The sequence below is a fragment of the Pseudescherichia vulneris genome (assembly GCF_902164725.1).
GTDB classification, from domain to species: domain Bacteria; phylum Pseudomonadota; class Gammaproteobacteria; order Enterobacterales; family Enterobacteriaceae; genus Pseudescherichia; species Pseudescherichia vulneris.
In genome coordinates this window covers 3,247,304-3,272,897 of sequence record NZ_LR607338.1, presented here as the reverse complement: position 1 = coordinate 3,272,897, position 25,594 = coordinate 3,247,304, and the positions used below count along the sequence as shown (strand labels likewise).

The following is a 25,594-nucleotide window of genomic DNA, read 5'->3' as shown; positions in this document are numbered from 1 at the left end:
ATCCTTAGCGCCGTTACTGACAGGGTCCATCATGAGTACGAGTCAAAGCCACTTTTTCGCCCACCTCTCCCGCCTGAAACTGATCAACCGCTGGCCGCTGATGCGCAACGTGCGTACCGAAAACGTCTCCGAACATAGCCTGCAGGTTGCCATGGTTGCCCACGCCCTGGCGGCGATCAAAAACCGCAAGTTTGGCGGTCAGGCTAACCCGGAACGCATTGCCCTGCTGGCGATGTACCACGACGCCTCGGAAGTGCTGACCGGCGATCTGCCGACCCCGGTTAAGTACTTTAACTCGCAGATTGCCCAGGAATATAAGGCTATCGAGAAGATTGCCCAACAGAAGCTGGTGGATATGGTGCCGGAAGAGCTGCGGGATATTTTTGCCGGACTGATCGACGAGCATCGCTATAGCGAGGAGGAGACGTCGCTGGTGAAGCAGGCCGACGCTCTCTGCGCCTACCTGAAGTGCCTGGAGGAGCTCTCCGCCGGCAACAACGAGTTTTCGCTGGCAAAATCACGGCTGGAGAAGACCCTTGCCGCCCGCCGTAGCCCTGAGATGGACTACTTTATGGCCGTATTTGTGCCCAGTTTTCATCTCTCATTAGATGAGATAAGCCAGGATTCGCCGTTGTAATCATTTTGTCGCCCCGGTAAGCGCAGCCTCACCGGGGAAAATTAAAATGGGAACAGCATCGGGATCAACACCACGCACACCACCATCACAATCAGCGTGAACGGCACGCCGATCTTCACGAAATCGCTGAAGGTATAGTTGCCGGGTCCCAGCACAAGGGTGTTAACCGGAGAAGAGACCGGGGTCATAAAGGCGGCCGAGGCGGCCATGGCCACCATCATGGCAAAAGGATACGGCGAAACGCCCATCGACTTGGCCGTTGCCAATGCAATAGGTGCCATCAGCACTGCCGTGGCGGTGTTCGAGATAAACAGCCCAATGGTGGCGCACATGATAAACAGGCATAGCAGCATCATATATGGCCCGTAGCCGCCGCCAAACTCCATGAGCCCTTTCACCACCAGGTCGACGCCGCCGGTTTTTTGCAGCGCCAGGGCAAACGGCATCATGCCGACAATCAGGATAATGCTCGGCCAGTGGATCGCTTTATAGGCGCTGGCGGCATCAATACAGCGAAACTTACCCATCAGCAGGCAGGCGATAATCGCCGCGACGGGATTAGGGATCTCATCGGTGAGCATCAGGGCAACCATCAGCAGCAGGCAGAAGATGGCGTGAGGCGCCTGGCTGTGGGCGGGCGAAGCATCCCCGGCCTCGATGGGCATATTCAGCACCACAAAGTCGCGCCCCTTCTGCGCCATCTGGCCGATCAGCTTCCAGTTGCCGACGACCAGAAAAATGTCTCCCAGCTGTAAGGGTTCATCCCCCACCGGCCCGCTAATCGCGCTCCCGTCACGCTTAATGCCGACCATGTTCAGGCCGTAGCGGGTACGAAAGCCAATTTCGCGTACGGTTTTGCCAATCAGCTCCGAGTCAGGGATCAGCGACACCTCCGCCATGCCGACGTCCAGCGCCTGGTCGGAGAAGTATTCGCCGCGCAGGATCATCGGCTCCAGCAGCTGTTCGCTGCAAAAATCGCGCAGATCGATGTCGGCGGCGGACATATCAATCAGCAATACATCCCCGGCGCGAAACTCCGACACGCCGTTGACGTTAACGATCACCCGGCGAAAGCGCCGCCAGCGCTCAACGCCAATGACGTTTGCCCCGTAGCGCTCGCGCAGTTTAAGATCGTCGAGGCGCTGGCCCACCATCGGCGAGCCGGGACGGATAGCCAGCCGCCGGGCGCGTCCGGTCAGGCGGTACTCTTTAATCAGATCGCGAAAGGTGCGCCGCTTCCAGCCGTCATGCTGCCCCGCCTGCCCCTCACTCTTCAGGGCAACACGCATTACCAACATATAGACGATGCCCAGCAGCAGAATAACGATCCCCAGCGGAGTCACGCTAAAAAAGCCAAAGCCCGGCAACCCCTCGCGCAGCAGCTCGCTGTTCACCACCAGGTTGGGCGGCGTAGCCACCAGCGTCATCATACCGCTGATGAGCCCGGCAAAGCTGAGGGGCATCATCAGGCGCGACGGGGAGATCTGCATCCGCATTGAGACGCTGAGCACCACCGGAATAAAGATGGCAACCACCCCGGTGGAGCTCATAAAGGCTCCCAGCCCGGCGACGGTAAGCATCAGCAGAACCAGCATTTTGATTTCGCTGCTGCCCGCCACGTTCACCAGCCACGCCCCCATGCTGGTAGCGACCCCGGTACGCACCAGGCCATCGCCGATAATAAACAGGGCAGCAATAAGAATGACATTGGGATCGCTAAAGCCAGAGAAGGCCTCGCTGAGGGTCAGGGTGCCGCTCAGGCTAAAGGCCACAATGACCAGTAGCGCGACAGCATCCATGCGAACCTTGCCGGTGGCAAAGAGTACGACAGCGATCGCCAGTAAACACAGCACCCAAATCAGTTCACCGTTCACAACGTATCCTTGTTCATTGCGGGGATACAGGCAGTTTGCCATAAAAAAGCCCCGCTCAGGCGGGGCTAAATCAATAGGATGAACGGTTGTTACCCATTTTTATGTATTTGCCTGCGGCGATCAGGCATTGACGATCTGGTTGATTTCGTTAGCGCTGAGGTGGTACTGGCGCGGGCAGGCGTGCCATGCTCCCAGCATGCGCTGGTACTTTTCCCACATCGGGGTCTGGGCGTTAAAGCCGTGCGTGCCAGCGTCAAAGTCGGTGTAGCGCCCTTCGGTGTTCACCATAAAGCGCACATAGCTGAGGTAGCGCGCCTCGGTGGCGGCATCGAAGCCCAGGAAGGTCACCCGGCGCTCATCGATGGATTGGGCATCTTTCAGGTTGGTCCAGGAGACATGCAGCGCGTGATACATCTCCATGATGTCGATAACGGTGCGGCAGGTCTCCTCCGGCAGCTCGCCAAACTCGCGGTCCAGCTCGCGCATTTGCAGGCCAAAGCCGCGCTCGACGATGGTTTGCAGGCGGCGGTAGCGCTCGGCGTTGGTGGGATCGAGCATCGTCATCATTTTGTACTGATTCGATAAAATCAGCCGTTGGGCATTGGTCATTTCCATCTTACACTCCGTATCACGTCGGAAAAAAAAGAGGCACATAAACTATGTGCCTTCTTTTATATTCGCAATCAGGGGTGAATTACAAATCATCCAGGAAAGTTTTGTCGAGCTGACCAAATGCGCGCTTAAGCGTATCAGCCAGTGCCTGGTAGTCTGGCTTGCCGGTAACCGGGGCCATCGTCTGGCCAGCATCCTGTAATTTACCGCGCACTTCATAGAACCAGTGTAAAACTCCCGGCGGCAGCGGCGTAACGGAGCGCTTGCCCAACCACCACAGCCCCTGCAGCGGCAGACTCAGCGCAAAGAGCGCGGTGGCTACCGCAGGACCCAGCTGGCCGCCAAGGGCGATCTGCCAGCAGAGCGTAAAGACGGCAACGGGAGGCATAATGCGGATCGCGTAGCGGGTGGCGCGAATGACACGGTTATCGATAAAGACAGGAGCGAGGCTTTTTTCCATAGGCCAGGTCTTCGAATAATGCTGTCCCAGGCGAAACAAACTGAAAAAGCTTACGGGGCGATTCTCAGGTGTGTTCATGGCGTTACCTCAACTTCACATATAAAAATTAAAAAATTTGTGCAAAACAACAACTGCTCATGACAACGTTCAAAATATTTTGTCATCGCTACCCAGTATCGGGTATTCTGTGCCCGCCTGAGTGGGCCTTAGACGATGAACGCAACGTCGTCAATGTAACGCCCAGTATGCCAATTCCTCTTATGGGGCCAAAATGGCATAAACTCAACCGTATTCTCTTTCATCGTGCCAAAAAAATCGTTCTGGCATGATGTTAATCATAAATGTCAGCGTCAACATGCGCTACGCTGAAAGACTCACTGACGTTTTTTTAGCCACGTATCAAAAATAGGTACTTCCATGTCGAGTAAGTTAGTACTGGTTCTGAACTGCGGTAGCTCCTCACTGAAATTTGCAATCATCGATGCACTGAACGGTGAAGAGTACCTCTCTGGTTTAGCCGAATGCTTCCATCTTCCTGAAGCGCGTATCAAATGGAAAATGGACGGTGGTAAACAAGAAGCTGCTTTAGGTGCAGGTGCCGCTCACAGTGAAGCACTGAACTTTATCGTTAACACTATTCTGGCACAAAAACCAGAACTGTCTGCACAGCTGACCGCAATTGGTCACCGCATCGTGCACGGTGGCGAAAAATACACCAGCTCCGTGGTGATCGATGACTCCGTCATCCAGGGCATCAAAGACTCTGCCTCTTTTGCACCGCTGCATAACCCGGCTCACCTGATCGGTATCGCTGAAGCACTGAAATCCTTCCCGCAGCTGAAAGACAAGAACGTGGCCGTATTTGATACCGCGTTCCATCAGACCATGCCGGAAGAGTCCTACCTCTACGCCCTGCCGTACAAACTGTACAAAGAGCACGGCGTTCGCCGCTACGGCGCACACGGCACCAGCCACTTCTACGTTACGCAAGAAGCAGCAAAAATGCTGAACAAGCCGGTAGAAGAAGTGAACATCATCACCTGCCACCTGGGCAACGGCGGCTCCGTTTCTGCTATCCGTAACGGCAAATGCGTTGATACCTCTATGGGTCTGACCCCGCTGGAAGGTCTGGTGATGGGTACGCGCTCTGGTGATATCGATCCGGCGATCATCTTCCACCTGCACGATACCCTGGGTATGAGCGTGGAAGATATCAACAAGATGCTGACCAAAGAGTCCGGCCTGCTGGGCCTGACCGAAGTCACCAGCGACTGCCGCTACGTTGAAGACAACTACACCAGCAAAGAAGACGCTAAACGTGCAATGGACGTTTACTGCCACCGCCTGGCGAAGTACATCGGCTCCTACACCGCGCTGATGGAAGGTCGTCTGGACGCGGTTGTCTTCACCGGCGGTATCGGTGAGAACGCGGCGATGGTGCGCGAGCTCTCCCTGGGCAAACTGGGCGTGCTGGGCTTCGAGGTTGACCACGAGCGTAACCTGGCGGCCCGCTTCGGCAAATCCGGCTACATCAACAAAGAGGGTACCACCCTCGCGATGGTCATCCCGACCAACGAAGAGTTGGTGATTGCCCAAGACGCCTGCCGTCTGACTGCCTGATTCCACACCGCCAGCCCACGCTGGCGGTGCTGTTTTGTATCGCGCCAGTTTTCTGGCGGTAACGAAAAAGAGGATATACCGTGTCCCGTATTATTATGCTGATCCCTACCGGAACCAGCGTCGGCCTGACCAGCGTCAGCCTTGGCGTGATCCGTGCTATGGAACGCAAAGGCGTTCGTCTGAGCGTCTTTAAACCTATCGCCCAGCCGCGTGCCGGTGGCGATGCGCCAGACCAGACCACCACTATCGTGCGTGCGAACTCCAATCTGCCTGCCGCTGAACCGCTGAAGATGAGCCACGTTGAGTCTCTGCTCTCCAGCAACCAGAAAGACGTGCTGATGGAAGAGATCATCGCCCGCTACCACGAAAGCGCGAAAGACGCGGAAGTGGTGCTGGTTGAAGGCCTGGTGCCGACCCGCAAACACCAGTTTGCCCAGTCGCTGAACTTCGAAATCGCGAAAACGCTGAACGCCGAGATCGTCTTTGTGATGTCTCAGGGTACCGATACCCAGGAGCAGCTGAAAGAGCGTATCGAGCTGACCCGCAACAGCTTCGGCGGCGTGAAGAACACCAACATCACCGGCGTGATCGTGAACAAGCTGAACGCACCGGTTGACGATCAGGGCCGTACCCGCCCGGATCTCTCTGAGATCTTCGATGACTCCTCTAAAGCGAAAGTAATCAGCATCGATCCGGCGCAGCTGAGCGCGTCCAGCTCGCTGCCGGTGCTGGGTGCCATTCCGTGGAGCTTCGATCTGATTGCCACCCGCGCAATCGATATGGCGAAACACCTGAATGCCACCATCGTTAACGAAGGTGACATCAACACCCGCCGCGTGAAGTCCGTGACCTTCTGTGCGCGCAGCATTCCGCACATGCTGGAGCACTTCCGCCCAGGCTCCCTGCTGGTGACCTCCGCTGACCGTCCGGACGTGCTGGTTGCCGCCTGCCTGGCCGCGATGAACGGCGTTGAGATCGGTGCGATCCTGCTGACCGGTGCCTATGAGATGGACGCCCGCGTTGCCAAGCTGTGCGAGCGCGCCTTCGCCACTGGCCTGCCGGTGTTCATGGTTAACACCAACACCTGGCAGACCTCCCTGAGCCTGCAGAGCTTCAACCTGGAAGTGCCGGCTGACGACCATCAGCGTATCGAGAAAGTGCAGGAGTACGTGGCTGGCTACGTTAACGCCGACTGGATCGAATCCCTGACCGCGACCTCCGAGCGTAGCCGCCGTCTCTCTCCGCCTGCGTTCCGCTATCAGCTCACCGAGCTGGCGCGCCAGGCCGGTAAACGCGTTGTGCTGCCGGAAGGCGACGAGCCGCGTACCGTTAAAGCGGCGGCCATCTGCGCCGAGCGCGGCATCGCGACCTGCGTGCTGCTGGGTAACCCAGAAGAGATCACCCGCGTGGCGGCCTCTCAGGGCGTTGAGCTGGGCGCGGGCATCGAAATCGTTGACCCGGATGTGGTACGTGAAAGCTACGTTGCCCGCCTGGTTGAGCTGCGTAAGAGCAAAGGCATGACCGAAGCCGTTGCCCGCGAACAGCTGGAAGACAACGTGGTGCTCGGCACCCTGATGCTGGAGCAGGACGAAGTTGACGGTCTGGTTTCCGGTGCGGTTCACACCACCGCAAATACCATCCGTCCGCCGCTGCAGCTGATCAAAACGGCACCGGGCAGCTCGCTGGTCTCCTCCGTATTCTTCATGCTCCTGCCGGAGCAGGTGTACGTTTACGGCGACTGTGCGATTAACCCGGATCCGACCGCTGAACAGCTGGCTGAGATCGCTATTCAATCCGCGGACTCCGCGATTGCCTTCGGTATCGAGCCGCGCGTGGCGATGCTCTCCTACTCTACCGGTAACTCCGGCGCGGGTAGCGATGTAGAGAAAGTGCGTGAAGCGACCCGTCTGGCGCAGGAGAAACGTCCTGACCTGATGATCGACGGCCCGCTGCAGTATGATGCTGCGGTAATGGCTGACGTCGCGAAATCCAAAGCGCCGAACTCGCCGGTTGCCGGTCGCGCTACCGTGTTCATCTTCCCGGATCTGAACACTGGTAACACCACCTACAAAGCGGTACAGCGCTCTGCCGACCTGATCTCTATCGGGCCGATGCTGCAGGGTATGCGTAAGCCTGTGAACGACCTGTCTCGTGGCGCACTGGTTGACGATATCGTCTACACCATCGCGCTGACGGCGATCCAGTCTTCTCAGCAGCAGTAAGCGAATATAACGTTTTAAAGGGTCATGGCGCTGCCATGGCCCTTTTTTTGTGGGCCAAATTCGCCCTCCTCCGCTTCTTCTATTAGGGTTAACAGGTACGATTTAACCTGATAACGGGAGAAAGCATGACGCAATCTGCAACCGGGCACGTTAACGACGACGACTTCACGTTACTGGATCGCTACTGGCGCGCCGCAAACTACCTCTCCGTCGGCCAGATCTATCTGATGGATAACCCGCTGCTGCGCGAGCCGCTTAAGCCGGAACATATTAAACCCCGCCTGCTGGGTCACTGGGGCACCACGCCAGGGCTGAATTTTATCTACGCGCACCTTAACCGCGCCATTCGTCAGCGCGATCTGGACATGCTCTACGTCTGCGGCCCCGGCCACGGTGGGCCTGGCATGGTAGCGAATACCTGGCTTGAGGGTAGCTATAGCGAGATCTATCCCGATATCAGCCAAGATGCACCGGGGATGCAGAAGCTGTTCAAGCAATTTTCGTTTCCCGGTGGTATTCCCAGCCACGCCGCGCCGGAAACCCCCGGCTCAATCAACGAAGGGGGCGAGCTGGGCTACTCCCTCTCCCACGCTTTTGGAGCCGTGTTTGATGCGCCGGATCTAATTGCCGCCTGCGTGATTGGCGACGGCGAAGCCGAAACCGGCCCGCTCGCCGCCAGCTGGCACGGCATCAAGTTTCTCAACGCCGCCCGCGACGGGGCCGTGCTCCCTATCCTCCACCTCAACGGCTATAAGATTGCGAACCCGACGCTGCTGGCGCGCACCAGCGATGAGGATCTTACCCAGCTGTTTCGCGGCTACGGCTACGATCCGCTCTTTGTCAGCGGTCACGAGCCGGAGAAAATGCACCCGCAGATGGCCGAGGCGCTGGATAACGCCCTCGATAAGATCCGCGATTTCCAGCAGCGCGCCCGTCGGGGTGAGACGGCGGAGTCTATCCCGCGCTGGCCGATGATTATTCTGCGCAGCCCGAAGGGGTGGACCGGTCCGCAAACCGTCGACGGCAAAAAGGTCGAAGGCTTCTGGCGCGCCCATCAGGTGCCGGTCTCTTCATGTCGGGAAAACGATGAGCACCGACAGATCCTTGAGCGCTGGATGCGCAGCTATCAGCCGGAGGATCTCTTCGACGAGCAGGGGCAGCTTAAGCCTGAACTGCGGGCGCTGGCACCTGAAGGTGACAAGCGGATGGGAGCCACCCCGTGGGCCAACGGTGGACGGCTGCGTCGCGAGCTAGTCACGCCCGCCCTGCACGAGTTCGCCCTTGATATCGCCTCCCCTGGCGAAACCCAGGCGCAGTCCACGGAGGTGCTCGGGCGCTATCTGCGCGGCATCTTTACCCGTAACCCGGATAACTTCCGTCTCTTTGGCCCGGATGAGACCGCCTCCAACCGGCTGGGGGATGTCTTCGACGTAACCAACCGCACCTGGGAGGGGAAGATTGAGCCTTACGATGAGCAGCTTGCCCCCGATGGCCGGGTAATGGAGATCCTCAGCGAGCACCAGTGCCAGGGCTGGCTGGAGGGTTATCTGCTCACCGGACGCCACGGGCTGTTTAACTGCTACGAAGCCTTTATCCACATCATCGACTCGATGTTTAACCAGCACGCTAAATGGCTGAAGGTGACGCGCAAGCTGCCGTGGCGCGAACCCGTCGCCTCCCTGAACTATCTGCTCTCCTCCCACGTCTGGCGGCAGGATCATAACGGCTATAGCCATCAGGATCCGGGCTTTATCGATCACGTCGCCAACAAGAAAGCCGATATCGTGCGCATCTATCTGCCACCGGATGCCAACACCCTGCTGTGGGTAGCCGATCACTGCCTGAAGACCTGGGATCGCATCAACGTCATCGTCGCGGGCAAGCAGCCGGAGCCGCAGTGGCTGACCATGGAAGAGGCGGCGAAGCACTGTGAAGTCGGAATGGGCATCTGGCCCTGGGCGGGCAATGAAGAGCCGGACAGAACGCCGGACGTGGTGATGGCCTGCGCCGGGGACGTCCCTACCATGGAGGCGTTGGCGGCGGTCGATCTGCTGCGGGAATACCTGCCGGACCTTAGCGTGCGGGTGGTGAACGTGGTGGATCTGATGGCGTTACAGACCGAGGATCAGCATCCGCACGGGCTGAGCGACGAGGCGTTTGAGGCTATCTTCACCGCAGACAAGCCGGTGATCTTCGCCTTCCACGGCTACCCGAGCCTGATCCATCGCCTGACCTACCATCGCAATAACCATCGTAACTTCCACGTGCGCGGGTTTATGGAGGAAGGCACCACCACCACGCCGTTTGATATGACGGTGATGAACGAGCTGGATCGTTTCCATCTGGCGCAGGAGGCGATTTTGCGGGTAGAGAAGCTGGCGGGCAAAGCCGATGCGATCCTTGACGATCTGCAGGAGAAGATCGCTGAGCACCACCGCTACGTGCGCGAGTACGGGGAAGATCTGCCTGAGGTACGCAACTGGAAGTGGCCTTCGCAGCAGGGCAGCGGCGACGTACCCGAGTAAACTAAGGCGATAAAAAAGCCGGCCATGGCGTACCGTGGCCGGCTTGATACGTTTATGCAGACCTACTCGGTTTCAGCCAGCTTAAGCGTATCGTTGTTGGCGTTGCGGCTCATCCACAGCGCCAGCGCTTTGAGCGAGTCCGGCGTGAACTCATCGCAGCGGGCGGTGATCTCTTCCGGTGTCATCCAGATTGCTTCGCTGACCTCATCCTCCTGCAGGGCAAAAGGCCCGTGGGAGACGCAGCTGAAAAGCCCACCCCAGACGCGGCAGTGATCGTCTTCATAGTAGAACTGCCCATGCTCGGCAAACGGTACGCCAGCAATGCCCAGCTCCTCTTCCGCTTCACGCCGTGCGGACTCCAGCATTCCCTCGTCCGCCTGCACCACGCCACCCGCCGTCGCGTCCAGCAGACCAGGCAGGTAGTCTTTTGTCTCGGTGCGGCGCTGCACGAGAATTTTCCCCATGCCGTCATGCACGACAATGAAGGTGGCCCGATGACGCAGGCACTGCGCGCGCATCTGTTCGCGGCTAGCCTGCGCAATCACCTCGTTGTCTTCATTGACGATATCTACCCATTCCGTGCCTGTAAAATGACTCTGTTCCACCATCGGAAAAACCTTCTCTGCATAGCGCTCTGGTGGCGCGTTTCTGGTTGAGAGCTAACTTACGGATTAATGGCGACCTCTGCAATAATCCGTTGATCGTTCAGTGCGATTACGCGAAAAATACCGTCGTCAAACATACCGTAGCTGGCAGCGAAGCCCCCTTTCGGGATGCTTACCGAGCCGGGGTTAAAGTGAATTATATCGCCGCGCTTTTCCGCCACCGGAATATGAGTATGACCGGAGATGAAGACATCGCCAGCGGCAAGCGAGGGTAAATTTTCTGCATTATAGAGGTGGCCGTGAGTCAAAAACAGCCGGCAATGCGCCAATACTATCTGCTGCCAGGGGGCGGTAATGGGAAATGTAAGCAGCATCTGATCCACTTCGCTGTCGCAGTTGCCGCGCACGGCGATGATCCGCGAGGCCTGAGTATTCAGCCGCTCGGCCACCTGCGCGGGCGCATATCCCTCCGGCAGCGCATTGCGCGGCCCGTGGTTGAGCAGGTCGCCCAGGATCACCAGCCACTGTGCGCCGCTCTCGGCAAACCGCGCCAGCATCCGCTCCGTCGCTGGCAGCGAGCCGTGAATATCGGAGGCAAACATCAGCTTCATCGCTTACACCCTTATCGTTGAAAAATGTGCTTCATGATAACGGATTTGCCGATGCTAAACAGCTTCAGCGCGCGGCCGAAAGGGCGATATAACGCTGCACCGACGAGCGTTGCCACTGGAAGGCGGCATAGTCTGCGAGGCGCTCGGGAACCTCGTCGCCGTTAAGCAACAGCCGGTTCAGCATCAGCGCCAGGTCGGCATCGGCAATGCACCATTCGCCAAACAGATTCGGATTGGCATGGGCCAGCAGCGCGCCAGCAATGGTGAACAGTTTTTCTGCGCTCCGCTGGCCCGCCTCGCTCAGCAGGGGCTTTTTCACGCCAGCGAAGATCACGTCCGTCGAGCGCTCCTCGCGGATAGGCATCAGATCGCTACGCAGCCAGGCCTGAATCTGCCGTGCTCTGGCCCGCTTCTGGATATCGTGAGGGTAGACGCGCTCCCACTCCGGCGGCGCAAAACGCTCCTCAAGGTATTCGCTAATCGCCGAGGATTCCGTCAGCTCAAAGCCATCAACCTCCAGCAGCGGCACGCGGCGGCTGAGGTGGTAGCCCCTCCACTCCGGGCGCAGGTGTTCTCCGCCGTTGAGGTCGACGGTCTTTAGCGTGAACGGCAACCCCTTTTCGTGCAGGGTGACGTACACCGACATGACGTAAGGAGAGAAAAAGTCTGCATCAGACCACAACGTTATTGCTGGCTCGCCCATGGTACCCTCATTGAATTATCGAATTTCATCTAAAATATAGCGTCCTGTGCGGGCTGTCACTGCCTGAAAATCCCGCCTCGCCCACCAGCGCCTATACTCCTGTTTGCGACTTTATTCCCTGACAGGAGCTGAGATGATCGATCTCTATTACGCCCCCACCCCTAACGGTCACAAAATCACGCTATTTCTGGAAGAGGCAGAGCTGGATTACCGTCTGATCCGCGTCGATATCAGCAAAGGCGATCAGTTTCGCCCTGACTTTCTGGAGATCTCGCCGAATAATAAAATTCCCGCCATCGTAGACCATGCCCCTGTCGACGGTGGCGCGCCGCTTAGCCTATTTGAATCCGGGGAGATCCTGCTCTATCTGGCAGAGAAGAGCGGCATGCTGCTCAGCGGCGAGCTGCGCGAACGGCACCTGACGCTGCAGTGGCTCTTCTGGCAGGTGGGCGGCCTGGGTCCAATGCTCGGGCAGAATCACCACTTTAACTACTTTGCTCCCAAGCCGGTGCCCTACGCTATCGAGCGTTTTCAGGTTGAAACCCAGCGTCTCTACGGCGTGATGAACAAGCGGCTGGAGCGCGTGCCCTGGCTGGGCGGCGAGCACTACAGCATCGCCGACATCGCCGCCTGGCCGTGGATCAATGCCCACGAACGCCAGCGGATCAACCTCAGCAGCTACCCGGCGGTAAACAACTGGTTCGAGCGCATTCGCACCCGTCCCGCCACCGTGCGCGCTATGCAAAAAATTGCGCAGAATTAGCCGTCTCGCCCGTGTGGGCGGGCCGTTTAACCTCGTGTATGATAGCGACAATCACTACACAGAGGGAATTTACCATGTCGCAACCAGACGCTGTCATACGTATAAAAAATTTGCGCCTGCGGACCTTTATCGGCATCAAAGACGAGGAGATAGCTAACCGCCAGGATATCGTGGTCAACGTGGTCATCCACTACCCCGCGGACAAAGCGCGGGCCAGTGAAGATATTAACGATGCGCTGAACTACCGTACAATTACTAAAAACATAATTCAGCATATTGAAAATAATCGCTTCTTTTTGCTGGAAAAATTAACCCAGGATGTGCTCGATATCGCACGCGAACATCACTGGGTTACCTATGCTGAAGTGGAGATCGATAAACTTTACGCGCTACGGTATGCCGACTCGGTGTCGATGAGTATGAGCTGGCGACGTTAAGCGCAGCCCAGGAGGTTGCATGAGGATTTTAATTACCGGCGGTACCGGCCTGATTGGCAGCCATCTTGTTCCTCGCCTGCTGGCGCTAGGGCATACGGTGACGGTAGTTACCCGCAGCCCGGAGCGGGCGCGCCGCGCGCTGGGCGATGGCGTGATCTTCTGCAAAGGAGTTGGCGATCGCCACGATCTCAACGACATCGATGCGGTAATTAACCTCGCGGGCGAACCGATTGCCGACAAGCGCTGGAGCGAGGCGCAAAAAGCGCGCCTGTGCAACAGCCGCTGGGAGATCACTCAGACGCTGGTGGATCTGATCAAGGCCAGCGCTACGCCGCCCTCGGTGCTGATCTCCGGATCGGCCACGGGTTACTACGGCGATCTCGGCGAGGTGGTCGTCACCGAAGAGGAGCCGCCGCACAATGAGTTTACCCACAAGCTTTGTGCTCGCTGGGAGCAGATTGCCTGCGGCGCGCTAAGCGACCAGACTCGCGTCTGCCTGCTGCGCACCGGGGTAGTCTTTGCCCCGAAAGGCGGCGTGCTGGCAAAAATGCTGCCGGTGTTCCGCCTCGGCCTCGGCGGCCCGATCGGCAGCGGACGACAGTATCTGGCCTGGATCCATATCGATGATATGGTCAACGGCATTCTCTGGCTGCTGGATAACGATCTGCGCGGCCCATTTAATATGGTCTCCCCCTACCCGGTGCATAACGAACGCTTCGCCCATGCCCTCGGCCACGCCCTGCACCGTCCGGCCTTCATGCGCGCCCCGGCCAGCGCCGTGCGTCTACTCATGGGTGAATCCTCGGTGCTGGTGCTCGGCGGCCAGCGCGCGCTGCCCAAGCGTCTGGAAGCGTCCGGGTTTGGTTTTCGCTGGTACGATCTGGATGAGGCCCTGGCGGACGTGCTGCGCTGAATCGTTAAAATAAATAGCACCAACCTATCATTCTGGTGATAATGTAATCGACTGATTCACCAGAATGATGATTACCATGCTGACGCTGACCACCCCCCGCCTGACCCTCTCTCCCTTTCAGGAATCTGACTGGCCGTTTTTCCTGCGCCTGCGCCGCGATCCGGCAATTATGCGCTTTATGGCGGATATCGCCTCACAGCAGGATATTCGTCGGGTGTTTGATGCGCGTTTGATCGACGCCGGGGCGTTTGTGATTCGCCAGCAGGGAACAGGGGCTCCGCTGGGGGATATTGGTCTAAGCCGGTCGGGAGAGAACCCGCAGGAGGCAGATGTCGGCTACAGCATTGCTACCTACGCTCAGGGTCAGGGCTACGCCAGCGAAGCCCTGCGCGCGCTCTGTCACTACGCATTTAACGAGGCGGGTGTCACGGCGCTCAATGCGTGGGTGCTGGCAGGGAACGTCGGCTCCCAGCGCGTGCTGGAGAAGCTAGGGTTTAGTCGAGTGGAGATCTTGCAGAAGGTCTATCGCCTGAACGGCGTGTTTCACGATGACTGGGTCTACCGTCTGACCGACCAGGCGTTCAGCTCAGCCCTCCCCGGTTAAGGAGAGGGCCGGAACCTTACTTCAGCGATCCTTTAAGGAACTGCTGCAGGCGTGGGCTCTGCGGATTGTCAAACAGCGCCTCCGGCTTGCCCTCCTCCTCAATTTTCCCCTGATGCAGGAAGATCACGTGGGAAGAGACGTGGCGGGCAAAGCCCATCTCATGGGTCACCACCACCATGGTTTTCCCCTCTTCTGCCAGCTTCTGCATGATGCGCAGCACTTCGCCCACCAGCTCAGGATCCAGCGCCGAGGTCGGCTCGTCAAACAGCAGCACCTCAGGCTCCATCGCCAGCGCGCGGGCAATGGAAACGCGCTGCTGCTGGCCGCCGGAGAGGTGCACCGGGTATTTCGCCTGAGCACGCTCGTCAATACCGACCTTTGCCAGATACTTCACCGCCCGCTCACGCGCCTCCTGCTTACTTAACCCCAGCACCTGAATCGGCGCTTCCATCACGTTCTCCAGCACCGTCATGTGGCTCCAGAGGTTAAAGTGCTGGAACACCATGGTCAGGCGGGTACGCAGCAGCCGCAGCTGATGCTTATCAGCCACCTTCAGCTGGCCGTCTTTATCCCGCACCAGGGTGATGTTCTGCCCGCTCACTACAATCGTGCCTTCGCTTGGTTTTTCAAGAAAGTTAATGCAGCGCAGGAAGGTACTCTTGCCGGATCCCGACGAGCCGATAATGGTGATCACATCGCCCGCGTTAGCCTGCAGCGATACCCCTTTCAGCACCTCGTGTTCGCCGTAGCGCTTGTGCAGATCTGTAACGTTTAATTTATTCTCGGACATCGTATTCTCAGTGCGTCGAAGAAGGTTTCATATGCTTCAGCCAGCGCTTTTCCGCTTTGCGGAACAGGCTGATCAGCGCATAGGAGATGATCAGGTACAACACGGCGGCAATACCAAACGCGGTAAAGGGCTGGTAGGTGGCCGAGTTAATATCACGGGCAATTTTCAGCAGATCCGGGACGGTGGCGGTAAAGGCCAGCGCCGTCGAGTGCAACATGAGGATCACTTCATTGCTGTAGGCAGGCAGCGCAATGCGCAGCGCCGACGGCAGAATAATGCAGCGGTACATCTTCACCGATGAGAAGCCGTAAGCCCGCGCTGCCTCAATCTCGCCGTGCGGCACCGAACGGATCGCCCCGGCAAAAATCTCGGTAGTGTAGGCGCAGGTATTCAGCGTTAACGCCAGCACCGTACAGTTCAGGCCGCTACGGAAAAAGGCGTTCAGCAGCTCCGTGCCCTTCACAATCTCCAGGGTGTACATCCCGGAGTAGAAGACCAGCAGCTGGACGTAGAGCGGCGTGCCGCGAAAAACGTAGGTAAAGAGCCAGATAGGAAAGCGGATAAATTTGTTGCTGGAGACGCGCCCGATGGCGAGAAACAGCGCAAGGATGCCACCCATCACTACCGACAGGATCAGCAGCCAGAGGGTGATCGCCACGCCGGTAAAGCGGTAGCCGTCGGTCCACAGCAGGGCGCGCCAGTACTCCTGAATAATCTCGATCACAGGTCAGCCCTCTTCACACCCACGGAGTAGCGGCGTTCAAGCAGAAGCAGCACACCATTAGAGACGGTGGTAAATACCAGGTAGATAAGTCCGCAGACCACGGCGAAGTAGAACGGCTCCCAGGTGCTTTTTCCGGCGAGCTGGGTGGCTTTGACCACGTCTTCGAGGCCCAGCAGCGACACCAGCGCGGTGGCCTTGAGGATCACCTGCCAGTTGTTACCAATTCCCGGCAGGGCATAGCGCATCATGGCCGGAAAGAGGATGCGGCGAAAGATCTGTCCGCCGGTAAAGCCAAAGGCGGTCGCCGCCTCGATATGCCCTTTCGGCACGGCCATAAACGCCCCGCGAAAGGTTTCCGTAAAGTAGGCTCCGTAGATAAAGCCGAGGGTGATGATACCGGCGATCATCGGGTCGATATCAATCTGCGCCATGCCGACGGCGTCAGTGACGCCGTTCAGTGCGATTTGCAGCCCGTAGAAGATGAGCAGCATCAGCACCAGATCGGGCACGCCACGGATAAGCGTGGTGTAGCCTTCAAAAATAGCGGCCAGCAGGCGGCTGTGAGAGAGCTTGGCCCCCGCCCCCGCCAGACCTATCAGCACGGCCAGCACAACGGAGCTGAGCGCCAGCTCCAGCGTGACGACAGCGCCCTGGAATATAACTTGAGAAAACCCGTACAGCATGCAGCCTGCCCCGTGGTGTGTAGTGTCTGCCGTGTCTTTTCCCCTCCCGTTACGGGAGGGGGCGCACGTTTGTCACAGGTGGGGATTAGCCACCGTAAACATCAAAATCGAAATACTTTTTCGCCAGCTTTTCATAGGTACCGTCGGCACGCATATCGGCAAAGGCTTTGTTCAGCGCTTCGCGCAGCTCATTATCCTCTTTGCGAATGCCCATGCCGGTACCCACGCCAAACAGCTTCTCATCTTTGATGGACGGGCCACCAAATTTGTACTCTTTGCCCGCCTGGGTTTTCAGGAAACCTTCGCTGGCGGCCACTTCGTCCTGGAACGCGGCATCGATACGGCCCGCGGTCAGGTCAGCATAGATAGAGTCCTGGCCCTGATAGGAGACGATCTCAACGCCTTTCGCCGCCCAGTGTTCGTTGCCGTAGGTCTCCTGGGTGGTGCCCTGCAGAACGCCGACGCGTTTGCCTTTCAGGGTCGACAGGTCCGGCTGGATGTTAGAGGCTTTCGCCACCACCAGACGTGAATCTGCCGCATAAAGCTTGTCAGTAAATGCGATCTCCTGCTGACGCTTCTCGGTAATGGAGAGCGAGGACATGATGGCATCGATTTTCTTCGCTTTCAGCGAGGGGATCAGCGCATCCAGCGGGTTCTCAATGAAGGTACACTGGGTATTAATGCGTTTACACAGCTCTTTAGCCAGATCGATATCAAAACCCACTAATTCACCCTGCGCATTTTTCGATTCAAACGGTGCGTAGGTAGGATCGGTGCCAATACGCAGCTTTTGCGGAATAGCAGCGAAAGCGCTGGACGCGCTGGAGAGAGCAAGTACCAGAGAAAGCGATAATACCAACTTATTCATAAACATCCTCAACTGACGGTCTTTTAACGGGATTTTGCACAGAATACGGTACGGCTATCGTGCCATTATTCGGCCCGGCAAGGCAAAATATTCTGCCCTGCCGGGCGCTTTTTTTTGCAGCGCCACTGCTTAACTATGCTGTTTTAGGTCCCGCTGCCTGACATAAGTACGTCTACCGCACCGCCGTAAGGCATCAACCACATCAATGCACCACGCTGGATCACCCCCCTGGTGCAAAGACGTTCCGTCACTTAATCACCGTAGACGTTAAAGTCGAAGTATTTTTTCGCCATCTTGTCGTAGGTACCGTCTTTGCGGATTTCACCCAGCGCTTTGTCGAATGCGGCTTTCAGCTCGGTATCGTCTTTGCGCAGGCCAACCCCGGTGCCTTCCCCGAAGAAGTTTTTATCTTTTACCGACGGACCAGCAAAGGCGAACTCTTTCCCGGCAGGCTGTTTAAGGAAGCCTTCGCTGGCGGCAACCTCATCCTGCAGGGCGGCGTCCAGGCGACCGGCAGCGAGGTCAGAGTAGATCAGATCCTGGTTCTGGTAGGCAACGACATCAATGCCTTTGCTGCGCCAGTTGGCATTGCCAAAGGCTTCCTGGGTGGAACCCTGTAACACGCCAACGTGCTTGCCCTTCAGCGACTCAATGGTCGGCTGGATCGGCGAGCCTTTCGCCGCGATCAGGCGTGAATCCGCCGCGTAGAGCTTATCGGAGAAGGCGATCTCCTGCTGGCGCTTTTCAGTAATGGAGAGAGAGGAGATGATGGCATCAATTTTCTTGGCTTTCAGGGAGGGGATCAGCGCGTCAAAGTCGCTGCCCACCCAGGTGCACTTAACCTGAATACGCTTGCACATCTCGTTACCGAGGTCGATATCAAAGCCGACAAACTCACCCTTCGCGTCTTTAGACGAGAATGGCGCATAGGTTGCGTCCGTACCAATGCGCACGGTCTGGGGAAGCGCAGCGTAAACGCTGGCGGCGCTGGAGAGTCCCAGCAGTAAAGAGAGAGCTACAGCCGTCTTCTTCATACATTACCCTCGAGTTTCTGATTTTATTATCTATTGCGTGTTGTTGTTGTCTAACGTTGAGTTGTGTTACCCGCTGATGCTTGCACGTCTTATGCCACTTTCTCATAACGAATAATAATCGCTATCAGAAATGTTAATAAAAGGTTGCAGCATTACCGTTAGGGTGAAAGATAGCAGGTCTGCTAAATGAACCGCAGCGTTACAAACTGAAAACAGCGGTTAAATGTCGAGGATATGATCGCGCTTGCAGATTTGCCCTGAAACAGGGCAATCCAGGTGAGGTGCACTATTTTGACGCATTGGAAGCAGCGGGTCCCTGCCAGCGGGTAAAGAGATCTTCCGGCAGGTCAATGTCGAACTGATCGATCACGCGATTGACCGTCTGGTTGATGATGTCATCGAGGGTCTGCGGGCGGTGATAGAAGGCCGGGACCGGGGGCATGATTGCTGCGCCCAGCTCCGCAGCCTGGGTCATCAGCCGCAGATGGCCAAGATGCAGCGGCGTTTCCCGTACGCAGAGCACTAACGGACGGCGCTCTTTCAGCACGACGTCCGCCGCGCGGGTCAGCAGGCTGTCGGTATAGCTGTGAACGATGCCGGAGAGGGTTTTAATAGAACAGGGAAGGATCACCATGCCGGCGGTCTTAAACGAGCCGGAGGAGATACTGGCAGCGATATCACGCGAGTCATGTACCACGTCGGCGAGCGCCTGCACGTCACGCAGGGAGAGATCGGTCTCTAGCGCCAGCGTCTGGCGGGCGGCGTTGCTCATCACCAGATGGGTTTCCACCTCAGCCACGTCGCGCAGCACCTGCAGCAGACGCACGCCGTAGATGGCCCCGCTGGCACCCGAGATGCCAATAATCAGTCGTTTCATATTCCCGTCCTTTTACTTACGTGAGAGGACTTTGCCGGATTATGGCGGACGTTGCAACGTTGAAGCGCCCCGCGAATGCAGGGCGCAAGAGAGAATTAACCCTCGTTATGCATCTCTAAGCTTTCGAGATCGTTTTGCATCTGCACGGCTTTGACATCGTCATTGCGCAGGGAGTCGAGGTAGTCGAGGTACTGCTGGTTAACGTCTTTGGTCACGTAGATGCCGTTGAACACCGAGCACTCAAACTGCTGGATATCCGGGTTCTCGGCGCGCACGGCGTCGATGAGATCGTTGAGGTCCTGGAAGATCAGGCCATCAGCGCCGATGATCTGGCGGATCTCGTCCACTTCACGCCCGTGGGCGATCAGCTCGTTTGCCGTCGGCATATCGATGCCGTAGACGTTTGGGAAGCGGATCTCCGGTGCCGCAGAGGCGAGGTAAACTTTCTTCGCCCCGGCTTCGCGTGCCATCTCAATGATCTGCTCCGAGGTGGTACCGCGCACGATGGAGTCATCCACCAGCAGCACGTTCTTGTCGCGGAACTCGGCGCGGTTAGCGTTCAGCTTGCGGCGCACGGATTTACGACGCAGCTGCTGGCCCGGCATGATAAAGGTGCGGCCAACGTAGCGGTTCTTCACGAAGCCCTGACGGTAGGGTTTATCCAGAATGTGGGCGATCTCCAGTGCGATATCGCAGGAGGTCTCCGGGATCGGGATCACCACATCAATGTCGAGATCTTCCCACTCGCGGGCAATCTTCGCCCCCAGCTTTTTACCCATATTGACGCGGGCGCTGTAGACGGAGATCTTGTCGATAAAGGAGTCCGGACGGGCGAAGTAGACGTACTCAAACAGGCACGGGTTACTGACCGGGTTGTCGGCACACTGGCGGGTAGAGAGCTGGCCTTTTTCAGTGATATAGACCGCTTCACCCGGCGCGACGTCACGCAGGAATTCAAAGCCCAGCGTATCCAGTGCCACGCTCTCAGAGGCCATCATGTACTCGGTGCGGCCGTCGCCGATGTCACGCTTGCCCAGCACCAGCGGACGGATGCCGTTGGGATCGCGGAAGCCGACCATGCCGTGGCCGATAATCATCGCGATGCAGGCGTACGCGCCGCGGATCTGGCGGTTAGTCGCGGCGATAGCGGCAAAAATGTTGTCCGCCTCTAACGGGTAGTGGCGGAAGTTATCCAGCTCGCTGGCGAAAATATTGAGCAGGATTTCAGAGTCGGAGGTGGTGTTGATGTGGCGACGCTTCTCCTGGAACAGCTTCTTACGCAGCTCGTGGGCGTTGGTCAGGTTGCCGTTGTGGGCAAGCGTGATGCCATACGGCGAGTTGACGTAGAAGGGCTGGGCTTCAGACGCGCTGGAGCTACCAGCTGTTGGGTAGCGCACATGGCCGATACCCATATTCCCCTGGAGGCGCTGCATGTGGCGGGCTTCAAATACATCGCTAACCATCCCGTTCGCTTTACGTAAACGGAAGCAGTTGTTTTCATCGATAGTGATGATGCCTGCGGCATCTTGACCACGGTGCTGAAGCACCGTTAACGCGTCATAAATCGACTGGTTTACCGGCATAACACCGGCGATACCGACAATACCGCACATACGTCTTTTCCTCGCTAGGCCACATCACAGGGCTTACGCCCTGGGCAAAAAACTAGACGAGCTTTGCAGATAGTCAAAGAACCACCTGATGATGACACTGAACTGCGGGATCAGCTGCGAACGCTGCCAGTCATCGCTTTTCGAGAACCCGGTAAAGGTATCGAGAAAGAACAGGATTGCGGCAACAATCAGCGCCCCACGTAGCGCACCGAAGCAAATCCCCAACACCCTGTCGGTTCCCGACAGGCCGGTTTTATCCACCAGGGTGCCGAAAATGTAGTTAACGATAGCGCCGACAATCAGCGTTGCGATAAACAGTACTGCGATAGCAATTCCGTTCCGCACCAGTGCGTCTTCAAAGCCCGTGAACCAAACAGACAGGTAAGTGTAGTAATGACTGGCAACAAAGAAAGCACAACCCCATGTCACCAGCGATAACGCTTCACGTACAAAGCCACGGATCAGGCTAACCAGACAGGAAAAACCTATTACCGCGATGATGGCGTAATCAATCCAGACCATATGTGTCCCATGATTTTACGCCCTGTCGTCCAGTTCGGGGCGCATTCTAACAGAAAAAGAAAACGTTTGCGTAGCGATTTCCGTGCCGCGCGAAAATAAAAATGGCGCTGAAAAAATATTCAACGCCATCAGACCTTTTGCCTTTTGAGGCCTGCCGGTCGCGCTTTTTTTAACCTGCTAAAGGATCAGTTTGCGCTGTAGTTCATCACCACGCCGCTTAAGCCTGAGAGCTGTTTTAACTCACCAAGCGATCCTTTTAGCTTGTCTCTGGAGGCGTCCGGGCCGACCAGAATGCGGGTTATTTTACCCTGTACCGGCGTATTTGGAATAGTGTAAACGCGATACCCTGCTCCACGCAGTTTGCCAACGATCTCGGTGACCTTATCGGCATTTTTCAACGCCCCAAGCTGGACGACCCAGGCTTTGCCGGTTGGCGCAGGCTTCTCCTCCGCCGCCGGTTTAGGCGGGACCACCGGCGCGTCGTTCGCGGCGGCTAACTGCTCGCTGGCCCGGTCACGCTGCGGCTGCGGCTGTGGCTTAGGCTGTGCCTTTTCCACCGGCTTCGCTTTCGGCGTCTCTACCGGGTACTGCTCCGCCTCAAGCGCGCTGCCTTCAAGCGCCTGGCGAGACGTGTCCAGCGACGGCGCGGCGGCATCGCCCGCCCGCACCTCTTCCGCAGCGCCCTCCGGCGGCTGGGCCGGTAGCGCCTGCGCTGCCGCCGGCATCATATCCGGCTCGTCGCGATCGCCCGGCTTCGGCACCAGCGGTATCGCCGCAAACTCGTCCTGATAGTGTTTTTTCTGCCCGTCAAGCAGCCCTGGCAGGATAATCACCCCCAGCGCCACCAGCACAATGGTTCCCATTAAACGGTTCTGAAACTTACTTGCCACCTGCTCTCCCCGCGTCCATCGCTTCCATGACATGTGCCACCGTGTGGAATGAACCACACACCAGCACGGTATCTTCAGGTCTGGCATCCGCCATCGCCGCGCGCCACGCCTGCTCGACGTCAGCAAATGCCGCCCCGCCTTTCAGATGGGCCAGCAGCTGCTCCGCCGTCGCGCCACGTGGCCCTTCCAGAGGGGCACAATACCAGCTATCGACGCAGCGCTCCAGACAGGCCAGCGTGCCGCCAATGTCTTTATCATGCAGCATCCCGACCACCGCCAGCACGCGCCCGTGGGACGGCAGCGCCGTCAGCCGCTCGGCCAGGTAGGCCGCCGCGTGCGGGTTATGCGCCACGTCGAGGATCAGGCGCGGTGATTCGCTCACCGTCTGAAAACGCCCCGGCAGGATCGCCCCGGCGATGCCGTCGCGGATCGCCTGCTCGCTTACCGTCAGTCCGCTGGCCCGCAGCGCCGCCAGGGCGGTCGCCGCATTGGGCTGTGGAACCTGAGGCAGCGGCAGCGCGCATAGCTCGCCCGCGGCATCCTGAAATGTCCAGCTATTATCCGCTACCGCGTAGTGCCAGTCGACCCCGCGACGCAGCAGGTTGGCTCCCTTCTCGCTCGCCACCTCGGCAATGGTATGCGGCATATCGGGTTCACCCACCACCGCAGGTTTGCCGCCGCGGAAGATCCCGGCTTTTTCCCGGCCAATGCTTTCGCGATCCGGCCCCAGCCAGTCGGTATGATCGAGGGCGATGCTGGTGACCACCGCCACGTCGGCATCCACCATGTTGGTGGCGTCAAGGCGTCCGCCCAGCCCGACTTCGAGGATCACCACGTCCAGCGCGGCCTGCTTAAACAGCCACAGCGCTGAGAGGGTGCCGTACTCAAAATAGGTGAGCGAGGTTTCGCCCCGAGCGGCCTCAATGGCAGCAAACGAACGGGTATGCTCCAGCTCGGGCAGCTCACCGCCCTGCACGCGCACGCGCTCGGTATAGCGCACCAGATGGGGCGAGCTGTAGACACCCACCCGATAGCCTGCCGCCAGCAGAATCGACTCCAGCGTGCGGCAGGTGGTGCCTTTGCCGTTGGTGCCCGCCACGGTAAAGACGAAAGGTGCGGGCTTCAGGACATCCAGCGCCGCGGCCACCCGGCTGACGCGCTCAAGACCCATATCGATGGTTTTACCGTGCAGGTTTTCCAGATAAGAAAGCCACGTGGCCAGGGGCGACGTGGCTTGAGGAGTGCTTTTCGTTTCCATAGTGCCCGGGGATTGCTGCCAGTGTGAAAAGAAAAAAGGCAGAGCCGGCTGGCCCTGCCTCCTGATTTATCAGATCCCGACTTCCTGATCCGGTACCGGCGGTACGACCACGCTTTCACGCGGTGCATCCGGGTTAGGCGCAGGCTGGTTCATCAGCTTCGCCAGAATGCTCGCCAGCTTCAGGCGCAGCTCCGGGCGACGCACGATCATATCAATCGCGCCTTTCTCAATCAGAAACTCGCTGCGCTGGAAGCCCGGCGGCAGTTTCTCACGCACGGTCTGCTCGATAACGCGCGGACCGGCAAAGCCGATAAGCGCCTTCGGCTCAGCGATGTTGAGATCGCCCAGCATCGCAAAGCTTGCAGAGACGCCGCCCATGGTCGGGTCGGTCAGCACGGAGATATACGGCAGACCGCGCTCCTGCATTTTTGCCAGCGCGGCAGAGGTTTTCGCCATCTGCATCAGGGACATCAGCGCTTCCTGCATACGCGCCCCGCCGGAGGCAGAGAAGCAGATCAGCGGACAGTTGTCTTCCAGCGCCTGCTCAACGGCACGTACAAAACGCGCGCCGACAACCGAGCCCATGGAGCCGCCCATAAAGGCAAACTCAAAGGCCGCTGCCACAACCGGCATCTCATGCAGAGTGCCTTTCATCACCACCAGCGCGTCTGTCTCACCGGTCTCTTTCTGAGCCGCAGCCAGACGATCTTTATACTTTTTGGAGTCGCGGAACTTCAGCACATCTTTCGGCTCAAGCTCGCTACCCAGCTCCACCATTGACCCTTCATCCAGCAGGCTATGCAGGCGATTACGCGCTGACATACGCATGTGGTGGTCACATTTCGGGCAGACCTCCAGGTTACGCTCCAGTTCGGCACGGTAAAGCACCTGACCGCAGCTGTCACACTTGGTCCACACGCCCTCAGGGATGCTTGCCTTGCGGGTGGGAGTAATATTGCTCTTAATTCGTTCAATCCAGCTCATTGATAACCTTTCTGCATGAACCTGGTAGCCCAGAAATGGTGCACATTAAAACATAACAGTCGGCAACTTGGGACAAAAAAGTGGTCGAACCGTTGCCGGGTTCCTATTTTGCCTGTCGTGATGCCGCCCGTCGATGACGAATAATTTCGACTACGCCTGGCAGGATAGAGAGCACGATAATCGCGACGATCATCAGCTTCAAATTCTCCTGCACCACCGGGAGATCGCCAAACAGATAGCCTGCATAGGTAAACAGCAATACCCACAGCAGCGCGCCGATGACGTTATAAGCCGCAAAATGACGATAGGACATATGCCCCATTCCCGCCACAAAAGGCGCAAAGGTTCTGACGATCGGCACAAATCGCGCCAGAATGATGGTCTTGCCGCCATGCTTATCGTAGAACGCATGGGTCTTATCGAGGTAGCTGCGACGGAAGATTTTGGAGTTGGGATTGCTGAAGAGCCGATCGCCAAACAGACGGCCAATGGTGTAGTTGACCGCATCGCCGAGGATCGCCGCAACAATCATCAGCATCACCATTATATGCACGTTGAGATCGTTGCTCGGTAGCGCAGAGAGCGCCCCGGCCACGAACAGCAGCGAGTCGCCCGGCAGGAACGGCGTGACCACCAGCCCGGTTTCACAGAATAAAATCAGGAACAGGATGGCGTAGATCCAGATACCGTATTCGGCCACCAGCTCCGCCAGATGCACATCAATGTGCAGGATAAAGTCGATCAGAAAGTAGATAAAATCCATGT

At 57.8% G+C, this 25,594-nt stretch carries 26 protein-coding genes; 8 read left to right on the top strand and 18 right to left on the bottom strand.

Annotated elements, in window-relative coordinates; all coding sequences use genetic code 11:
* Positions 1-31: 31 nt before the first annotated feature.
* The gene (yfbR, locus tag FN633_RS13655; RefSeq protein WP_144816958.1) at positions 32-637 is read left to right on the top strand and encodes a 5'-deoxynucleotidase; all 606 of its coding nucleotides are present in this window, start codon (positions 32-34) and stop codon (positions 635-637) included.
* Positions 638-678: 41 nt separating this feature from the next.
* Here the strand turns inward: yfbR and FN633_RS13650 are convergent, their stop codons facing one another.
* The 3 genes from FN633_RS13650 to yfbV all read right to left on the bottom strand — a co-directional run bounded on the left by FN633_RS13650 (position 679) and on the right by yfbV (position 3,661).
* Positions 679-2,511 carry an SLC13 family permease gene (locus tag FN633_RS13650; protein WP_154058071.1) on the bottom strand — a complete coding sequence of 611 codons (1,833 nt, stop codon included), beginning with the start codon at positions 2,509-2,511 and terminating at the stop codon, positions 679-681.
* A gap of 120 nt (positions 2,512-2,631) precedes the next feature.
* Positions 2,632-3,126: a YfbU family protein gene (locus FN633_RS13645; protein ID WP_154058070.1), complete on the bottom strand. Its 495-nt coding sequence runs from the start codon at positions 3,124-3,126 to the stop codon at positions 2,632-2,634.
* Between the two features lie 79 nt (positions 3,127-3,205).
* Entirely contained in the window at positions 3,206-3,661 is a 456-nt protein-coding gene (yfbV, locus tag FN633_RS13640) for a terminus macrodomain insulation protein YfbV (protein ID WP_042389559.1), read from the bottom strand.
* A gap of 339 nt (positions 3,662-4,000) precedes the next feature.
* Between yfbV and ackA the strand changes: the two genes are divergently transcribed.
* The 3 genes from ackA (at position 4,001) to FN633_RS13625 (ending at position 9,950) form a co-directional block, all read left to right on the top strand.
* Positions 4,001-5,203: an acetate kinase gene (gene ackA, locus FN633_RS13635; protein ID WP_042389557.1), complete on the top strand. Its 1,203-nt coding sequence runs from the start codon at positions 4,001-4,003 to the stop codon at positions 5,201-5,203.
* Positions 5,204-5,283: 80 nt separating this feature from the next.
* A complete protein-coding gene (pta, locus tag FN633_RS13630) occupies positions 5,284-7,425 on the top strand; it encodes a phosphate acetyltransferase (protein ID WP_042389555.1) in 2,142 nt (713 codons plus the stop codon).
* Positions 7,426-7,550: 125 nt separating this feature from the next.
* Positions 7,551-9,950: a phosphoketolase family protein gene (locus FN633_RS13625; RefSeq protein ID WP_154058069.1), complete on the top strand. Its 2,400-nt coding sequence runs from the start codon at positions 7,551-7,553 to the stop codon at positions 9,948-9,950.
* 62 nt (positions 9,951-10,012) lie between these two features.
* On the opposite strand, the gene yfcD is transcribed toward FN633_RS13625, so the two are convergent.
* The 3 genes from yfcD to yfcF form a co-directional block, all read right to left on the bottom strand.
* A complete protein-coding gene (gene yfcD / locus FN633_RS13620; protein WP_042389552.1) occupies positions 10,013-10,558 on the bottom strand; it encodes an NUDIX hydrolase YfcD in 546 nt (181 codons plus the stop codon).
* A 56-nt stretch (positions 10,559-10,614) separates the two neighbouring features.
* A complete protein-coding gene (gene yfcE, locus FN633_RS13615) occupies positions 10,615-11,166 on the bottom strand; it encodes a phosphodiesterase (protein WP_154058068.1) in 552 nt (183 codons plus the stop codon).
* Positions 11,167-11,230: 64 nt separating this feature from the next.
* Complete coding sequence (yfcF, locus tag FN633_RS13610; protein WP_154058067.1) at positions 11,231-11,869, bottom strand: glutathione transferase; 639 nt, start codon at positions 11,867-11,869, stop codon at positions 11,231-11,233.
* 133 nt (positions 11,870-12,002) lie between these two features.
* Here yfcF and yfcG point away from each other — a divergent pair, with 133 nt between their 5' ends.
* The 4 genes from yfcG to FN633_RS13590 all read left to right on the top strand — a co-directional run bounded on the left by yfcG (position 12,003) and on the right by FN633_RS13590 (position 14,586).
* A complete protein-coding gene (yfcG, locus tag FN633_RS13605) occupies positions 12,003-12,632 on the top strand; it encodes a GSH-dependent disulfide bond oxidoreductase (RefSeq protein ID WP_154058066.1) in 630 nt (209 codons plus the stop codon).
* 74 nt (positions 12,633-12,706) lie between these two features.
* Positions 12,707-13,069, top strand: coding sequence for a dihydroneopterin triphosphate 2'-epimerase (gene folX / locus FN633_RS13600; RefSeq protein ID WP_042389544.1), 363 nt, complete (start codon positions 12,707-12,709; stop codon positions 13,067-13,069).
* Between the two features lie 19 nt (positions 13,070-13,088).
* Complete coding sequence (locus tag FN633_RS13595; protein ID WP_154058065.1) at positions 13,089-13,982, top strand: TIGR01777 family oxidoreductase; 894 nt, start codon at positions 13,089-13,091, stop codon at positions 13,980-13,982.
* Between the two features lie 64 nt (positions 13,983-14,046).
* Positions 14,047-14,586, top strand: a complete 540-nt coding sequence (locus FN633_RS13590) for a GNAT family N-acetyltransferase (protein WP_243731506.1) — start codon at positions 14,047-14,049, stop codon at positions 14,584-14,586.
* 16 nt (positions 14,587-14,602) lie between these two features.
* On the opposite strand, the gene hisP is transcribed toward FN633_RS13590, so the two are convergent.
* The 12 genes from hisP to FN633_RS13530 all read right to left on the bottom strand — a co-directional run bounded on the left by hisP (position 14,603) and on the right by FN633_RS13530 (position 25,592).
* A complete protein-coding gene (hisP, locus tag FN633_RS13585; protein WP_154058064.1) occupies positions 14,603-15,376 on the bottom strand; it encodes a histidine ABC transporter ATP-binding protein HisP in 774 nt (257 codons plus the stop codon).
* Positions 15,377-15,383: 7 nt separating this feature from the next.
* Entirely contained in the window at positions 15,384-16,100 is a 717-nt protein-coding gene (locus FN633_RS13580; protein ID WP_154058063.1) for an ABC transporter permease, read from the bottom strand.
* Entirely contained in the window at positions 16,097-16,783 is a 687-nt protein-coding gene (locus FN633_RS13575) for a histidine ABC transporter permease HisQ (RefSeq protein ID WP_154058062.1), read from the bottom strand. The genes FN633_RS13580 and FN633_RS13575 overlap by 4 nt, the downstream gene beginning before the upstream one ends.
* An 85-nt stretch (positions 16,784-16,868) precedes the next feature.
* Positions 16,869-17,651 (bottom strand): histidine ABC transporter substrate-binding protein HisJ, encoded by a 783-nt coding sequence (gene hisJ / locus FN633_RS13570; RefSeq protein WP_154058061.1) that lies wholly within the window; start codon positions 17,649-17,651, stop codon positions 16,869-16,871.
* Positions 17,652-17,902: 251 nt separating this feature from the next.
* Positions 17,903-18,685 (bottom strand): lysine/arginine/ornithine ABC transporter substrate-binding protein ArgT, encoded by a 783-nt coding sequence (argT, locus tag FN633_RS13565; RefSeq protein ID WP_042389536.1) that lies wholly within the window; start codon positions 18,683-18,685, stop codon positions 17,903-17,905.
* Between the two features lie 286 nt (positions 18,686-18,971).
* A complete protein-coding gene (locus FN633_RS13560) occupies positions 18,972-19,562 on the bottom strand; it encodes a UbiX family flavin prenyltransferase (RefSeq protein ID WP_154058060.1) in 591 nt (196 codons plus the stop codon).
* Positions 19,563-19,657: 95 nt separating this feature from the next.
* Positions 19,658-21,175 (bottom strand): amidophosphoribosyltransferase, encoded by a 1,518-nt coding sequence (gene purF / locus FN633_RS13555; protein ID WP_042389531.1) that lies wholly within the window; start codon positions 21,173-21,175, stop codon positions 19,658-19,660.
* A gap of 33 nt (positions 21,176-21,208) precedes the next feature.
* The gene (gene cvpA, locus FN633_RS13550; protein ID WP_042389529.1) at positions 21,209-21,697 is read right to left on the bottom strand and encodes a colicin V production protein; all 489 of its coding nucleotides are present in this window, start codon (positions 21,695-21,697) and stop codon (positions 21,209-21,211) included.
* A gap of 185 nt (positions 21,698-21,882) precedes the next feature.
* A complete protein-coding gene (dedD, locus tag FN633_RS13545) occupies positions 21,883-22,587 on the bottom strand; it encodes a cell division protein DedD (protein WP_154058059.1) in 705 nt (234 codons plus the stop codon).
* The gene (gene folC / locus FN633_RS13540; protein ID WP_154058058.1) at positions 22,577-23,845 is read right to left on the bottom strand and encodes a bifunctional tetrahydrofolate synthase/dihydrofolate synthase; all 1,269 of its coding nucleotides are present in this window, start codon (positions 23,843-23,845) and stop codon (positions 22,577-22,579) included. Before folC ends, dedD begins: the two co-directional genes overlap by 11 nt.
* Before the next feature lie 69 nt (positions 23,846-23,914).
* Positions 23,915-24,829: an acetyl-CoA carboxylase, carboxyltransferase subunit beta gene (accD, locus tag FN633_RS13535; protein WP_154058057.1), complete on the bottom strand. Its 915-nt coding sequence runs from the start codon at positions 24,827-24,829 to the stop codon at positions 23,915-23,917.
* 103 nt (positions 24,830-24,932) lie between these two features.
* A complete protein-coding gene (locus FN633_RS13530) occupies positions 24,933-25,592 on the bottom strand; it encodes a DedA family protein (RefSeq protein ID WP_154058056.1) in 660 nt (219 codons plus the stop codon).
* Between the last annotated feature and the right edge of the window lie 2 nt (positions 25,593-25,594).

Excerpts from the sequence above, each read along its gene's own strand:
- yfbR (WP_144816958.1), top strand. The coding sequence starts at position 32 with ATGAGTACGAGTCAAAGCCACTTTTTCGCCCACCTCTCCCGCCTGAAA.
- FN633_RS13645 (WP_154058070.1), bottom strand. The coding sequence starts at position 3,126 with ATGGAAATGACCAATGCCCAACGGCTGATTTTATCGAATCAGTACAAA.
- yfbV (WP_042389559.1), bottom strand. The coding sequence starts at position 3,661 with ATGAACACACCTGAGAATCGCCCCGTAAGCTTTTTCAGTTTGTTTCGC.
- ackA (WP_042389557.1), top strand. The coding sequence starts at position 4,001 with ATGTCGAGTAAGTTAGTACTGGTTCTGAACTGCGGTAGCTCCTCACTG.
- FN633_RS13625 (WP_154058069.1), top strand. The coding sequence starts at position 7,551 with ATGACGCAATCTGCAACCGGGCACGTTAACGACGACGACTTCACGTTA.
- yfcD (WP_042389552.1), bottom strand. The coding sequence starts at position 10,558 with ATGGTGGAACAGAGTCATTTTACAGGCACGGAATGGGTAGATATCGTC.
- yfcE (WP_154058068.1), bottom strand. The coding sequence starts at position 11,166 with ATGAAGCTGATGTTTGCCTCCGATATTCACGGCTCGCTGCCAGCGACG.
- yfcF (WP_154058067.1), bottom strand. The coding sequence starts at position 11,869 with ATGGGCGAGCCAGCAATAACGTTGTGGTCTGATGCAGACTTTTTCTCT.
- yfcG (WP_154058066.1), top strand. The coding sequence starts at position 12,003 with ATGATCGATCTCTATTACGCCCCCACCCCTAACGGTCACAAAATCACG.
- folX (WP_042389544.1), top strand. The coding sequence starts at position 12,707 with ATGTCGCAACCAGACGCTGTCATACGTATAAAAAATTTGCGCCTGCGG.
- FN633_RS13595 (WP_154058065.1), top strand. The coding sequence starts at position 13,089 with ATGAGGATTTTAATTACCGGCGGTACCGGCCTGATTGGCAGCCATCTT.
- FN633_RS13590 (WP_243731506.1), top strand. The coding sequence starts at position 14,047 with ATGATGATTACCATGCTGACGCTGACCACCCCCCGCCTGACCCTCTCT.
- hisP (WP_154058064.1), bottom strand. The coding sequence starts at position 15,376 with ATGTCCGAGAATAAATTAAACGTTACAGATCTGCACAAGCGCTACGGC.
- FN633_RS13575 (WP_154058062.1), bottom strand. The coding sequence starts at position 16,783 with ATGCTGTACGGGTTTTCTCAAGTTATATTCCAGGGCGCTGTCGTCACG.
- hisJ (WP_154058061.1), bottom strand. The coding sequence starts at position 17,651 with ATGAATAAGTTGGTATTATCGCTTTCTCTGGTACTTGCTCTCTCCAGC.
- argT (WP_042389536.1), bottom strand. The coding sequence starts at position 18,685 with ATGAAGAAGACGGCTGTAGCTCTCTCTTTACTGCTGGGACTCTCCAGC.
- FN633_RS13560 (WP_154058060.1), bottom strand. The coding sequence starts at position 19,562 with ATGAAACGACTGATTATTGGCATCTCGGGTGCCAGCGGGGCCATCTAC.
- purF (WP_042389531.1), bottom strand. The coding sequence starts at position 21,175 with ATGTGCGGTATTGTCGGTATCGCCGGTGTTATGCCGGTAAACCAGTCG.
- cvpA (WP_042389529.1), bottom strand. The coding sequence starts at position 21,697 with ATGGTCTGGATTGATTACGCCATCATCGCGGTAATAGGTTTTTCCTGT.
- folC (WP_154058058.1), bottom strand. The coding sequence starts at position 23,845 with ATGGAAACGAAAAGCACTCCTCAAGCCACGTCGCCCCTGGCCACGTGG.
- accD (WP_154058057.1), bottom strand. The coding sequence starts at position 24,829 with ATGAGCTGGATTGAACGAATTAAGAGCAATATTACTCCCACCCGCAAG.
- FN633_RS13530 (WP_154058056.1), bottom strand. The coding sequence starts at position 25,592 with ATGGATTTTATCTACTTTCTGATCGACTTTATCCTGCACATTGATGTG.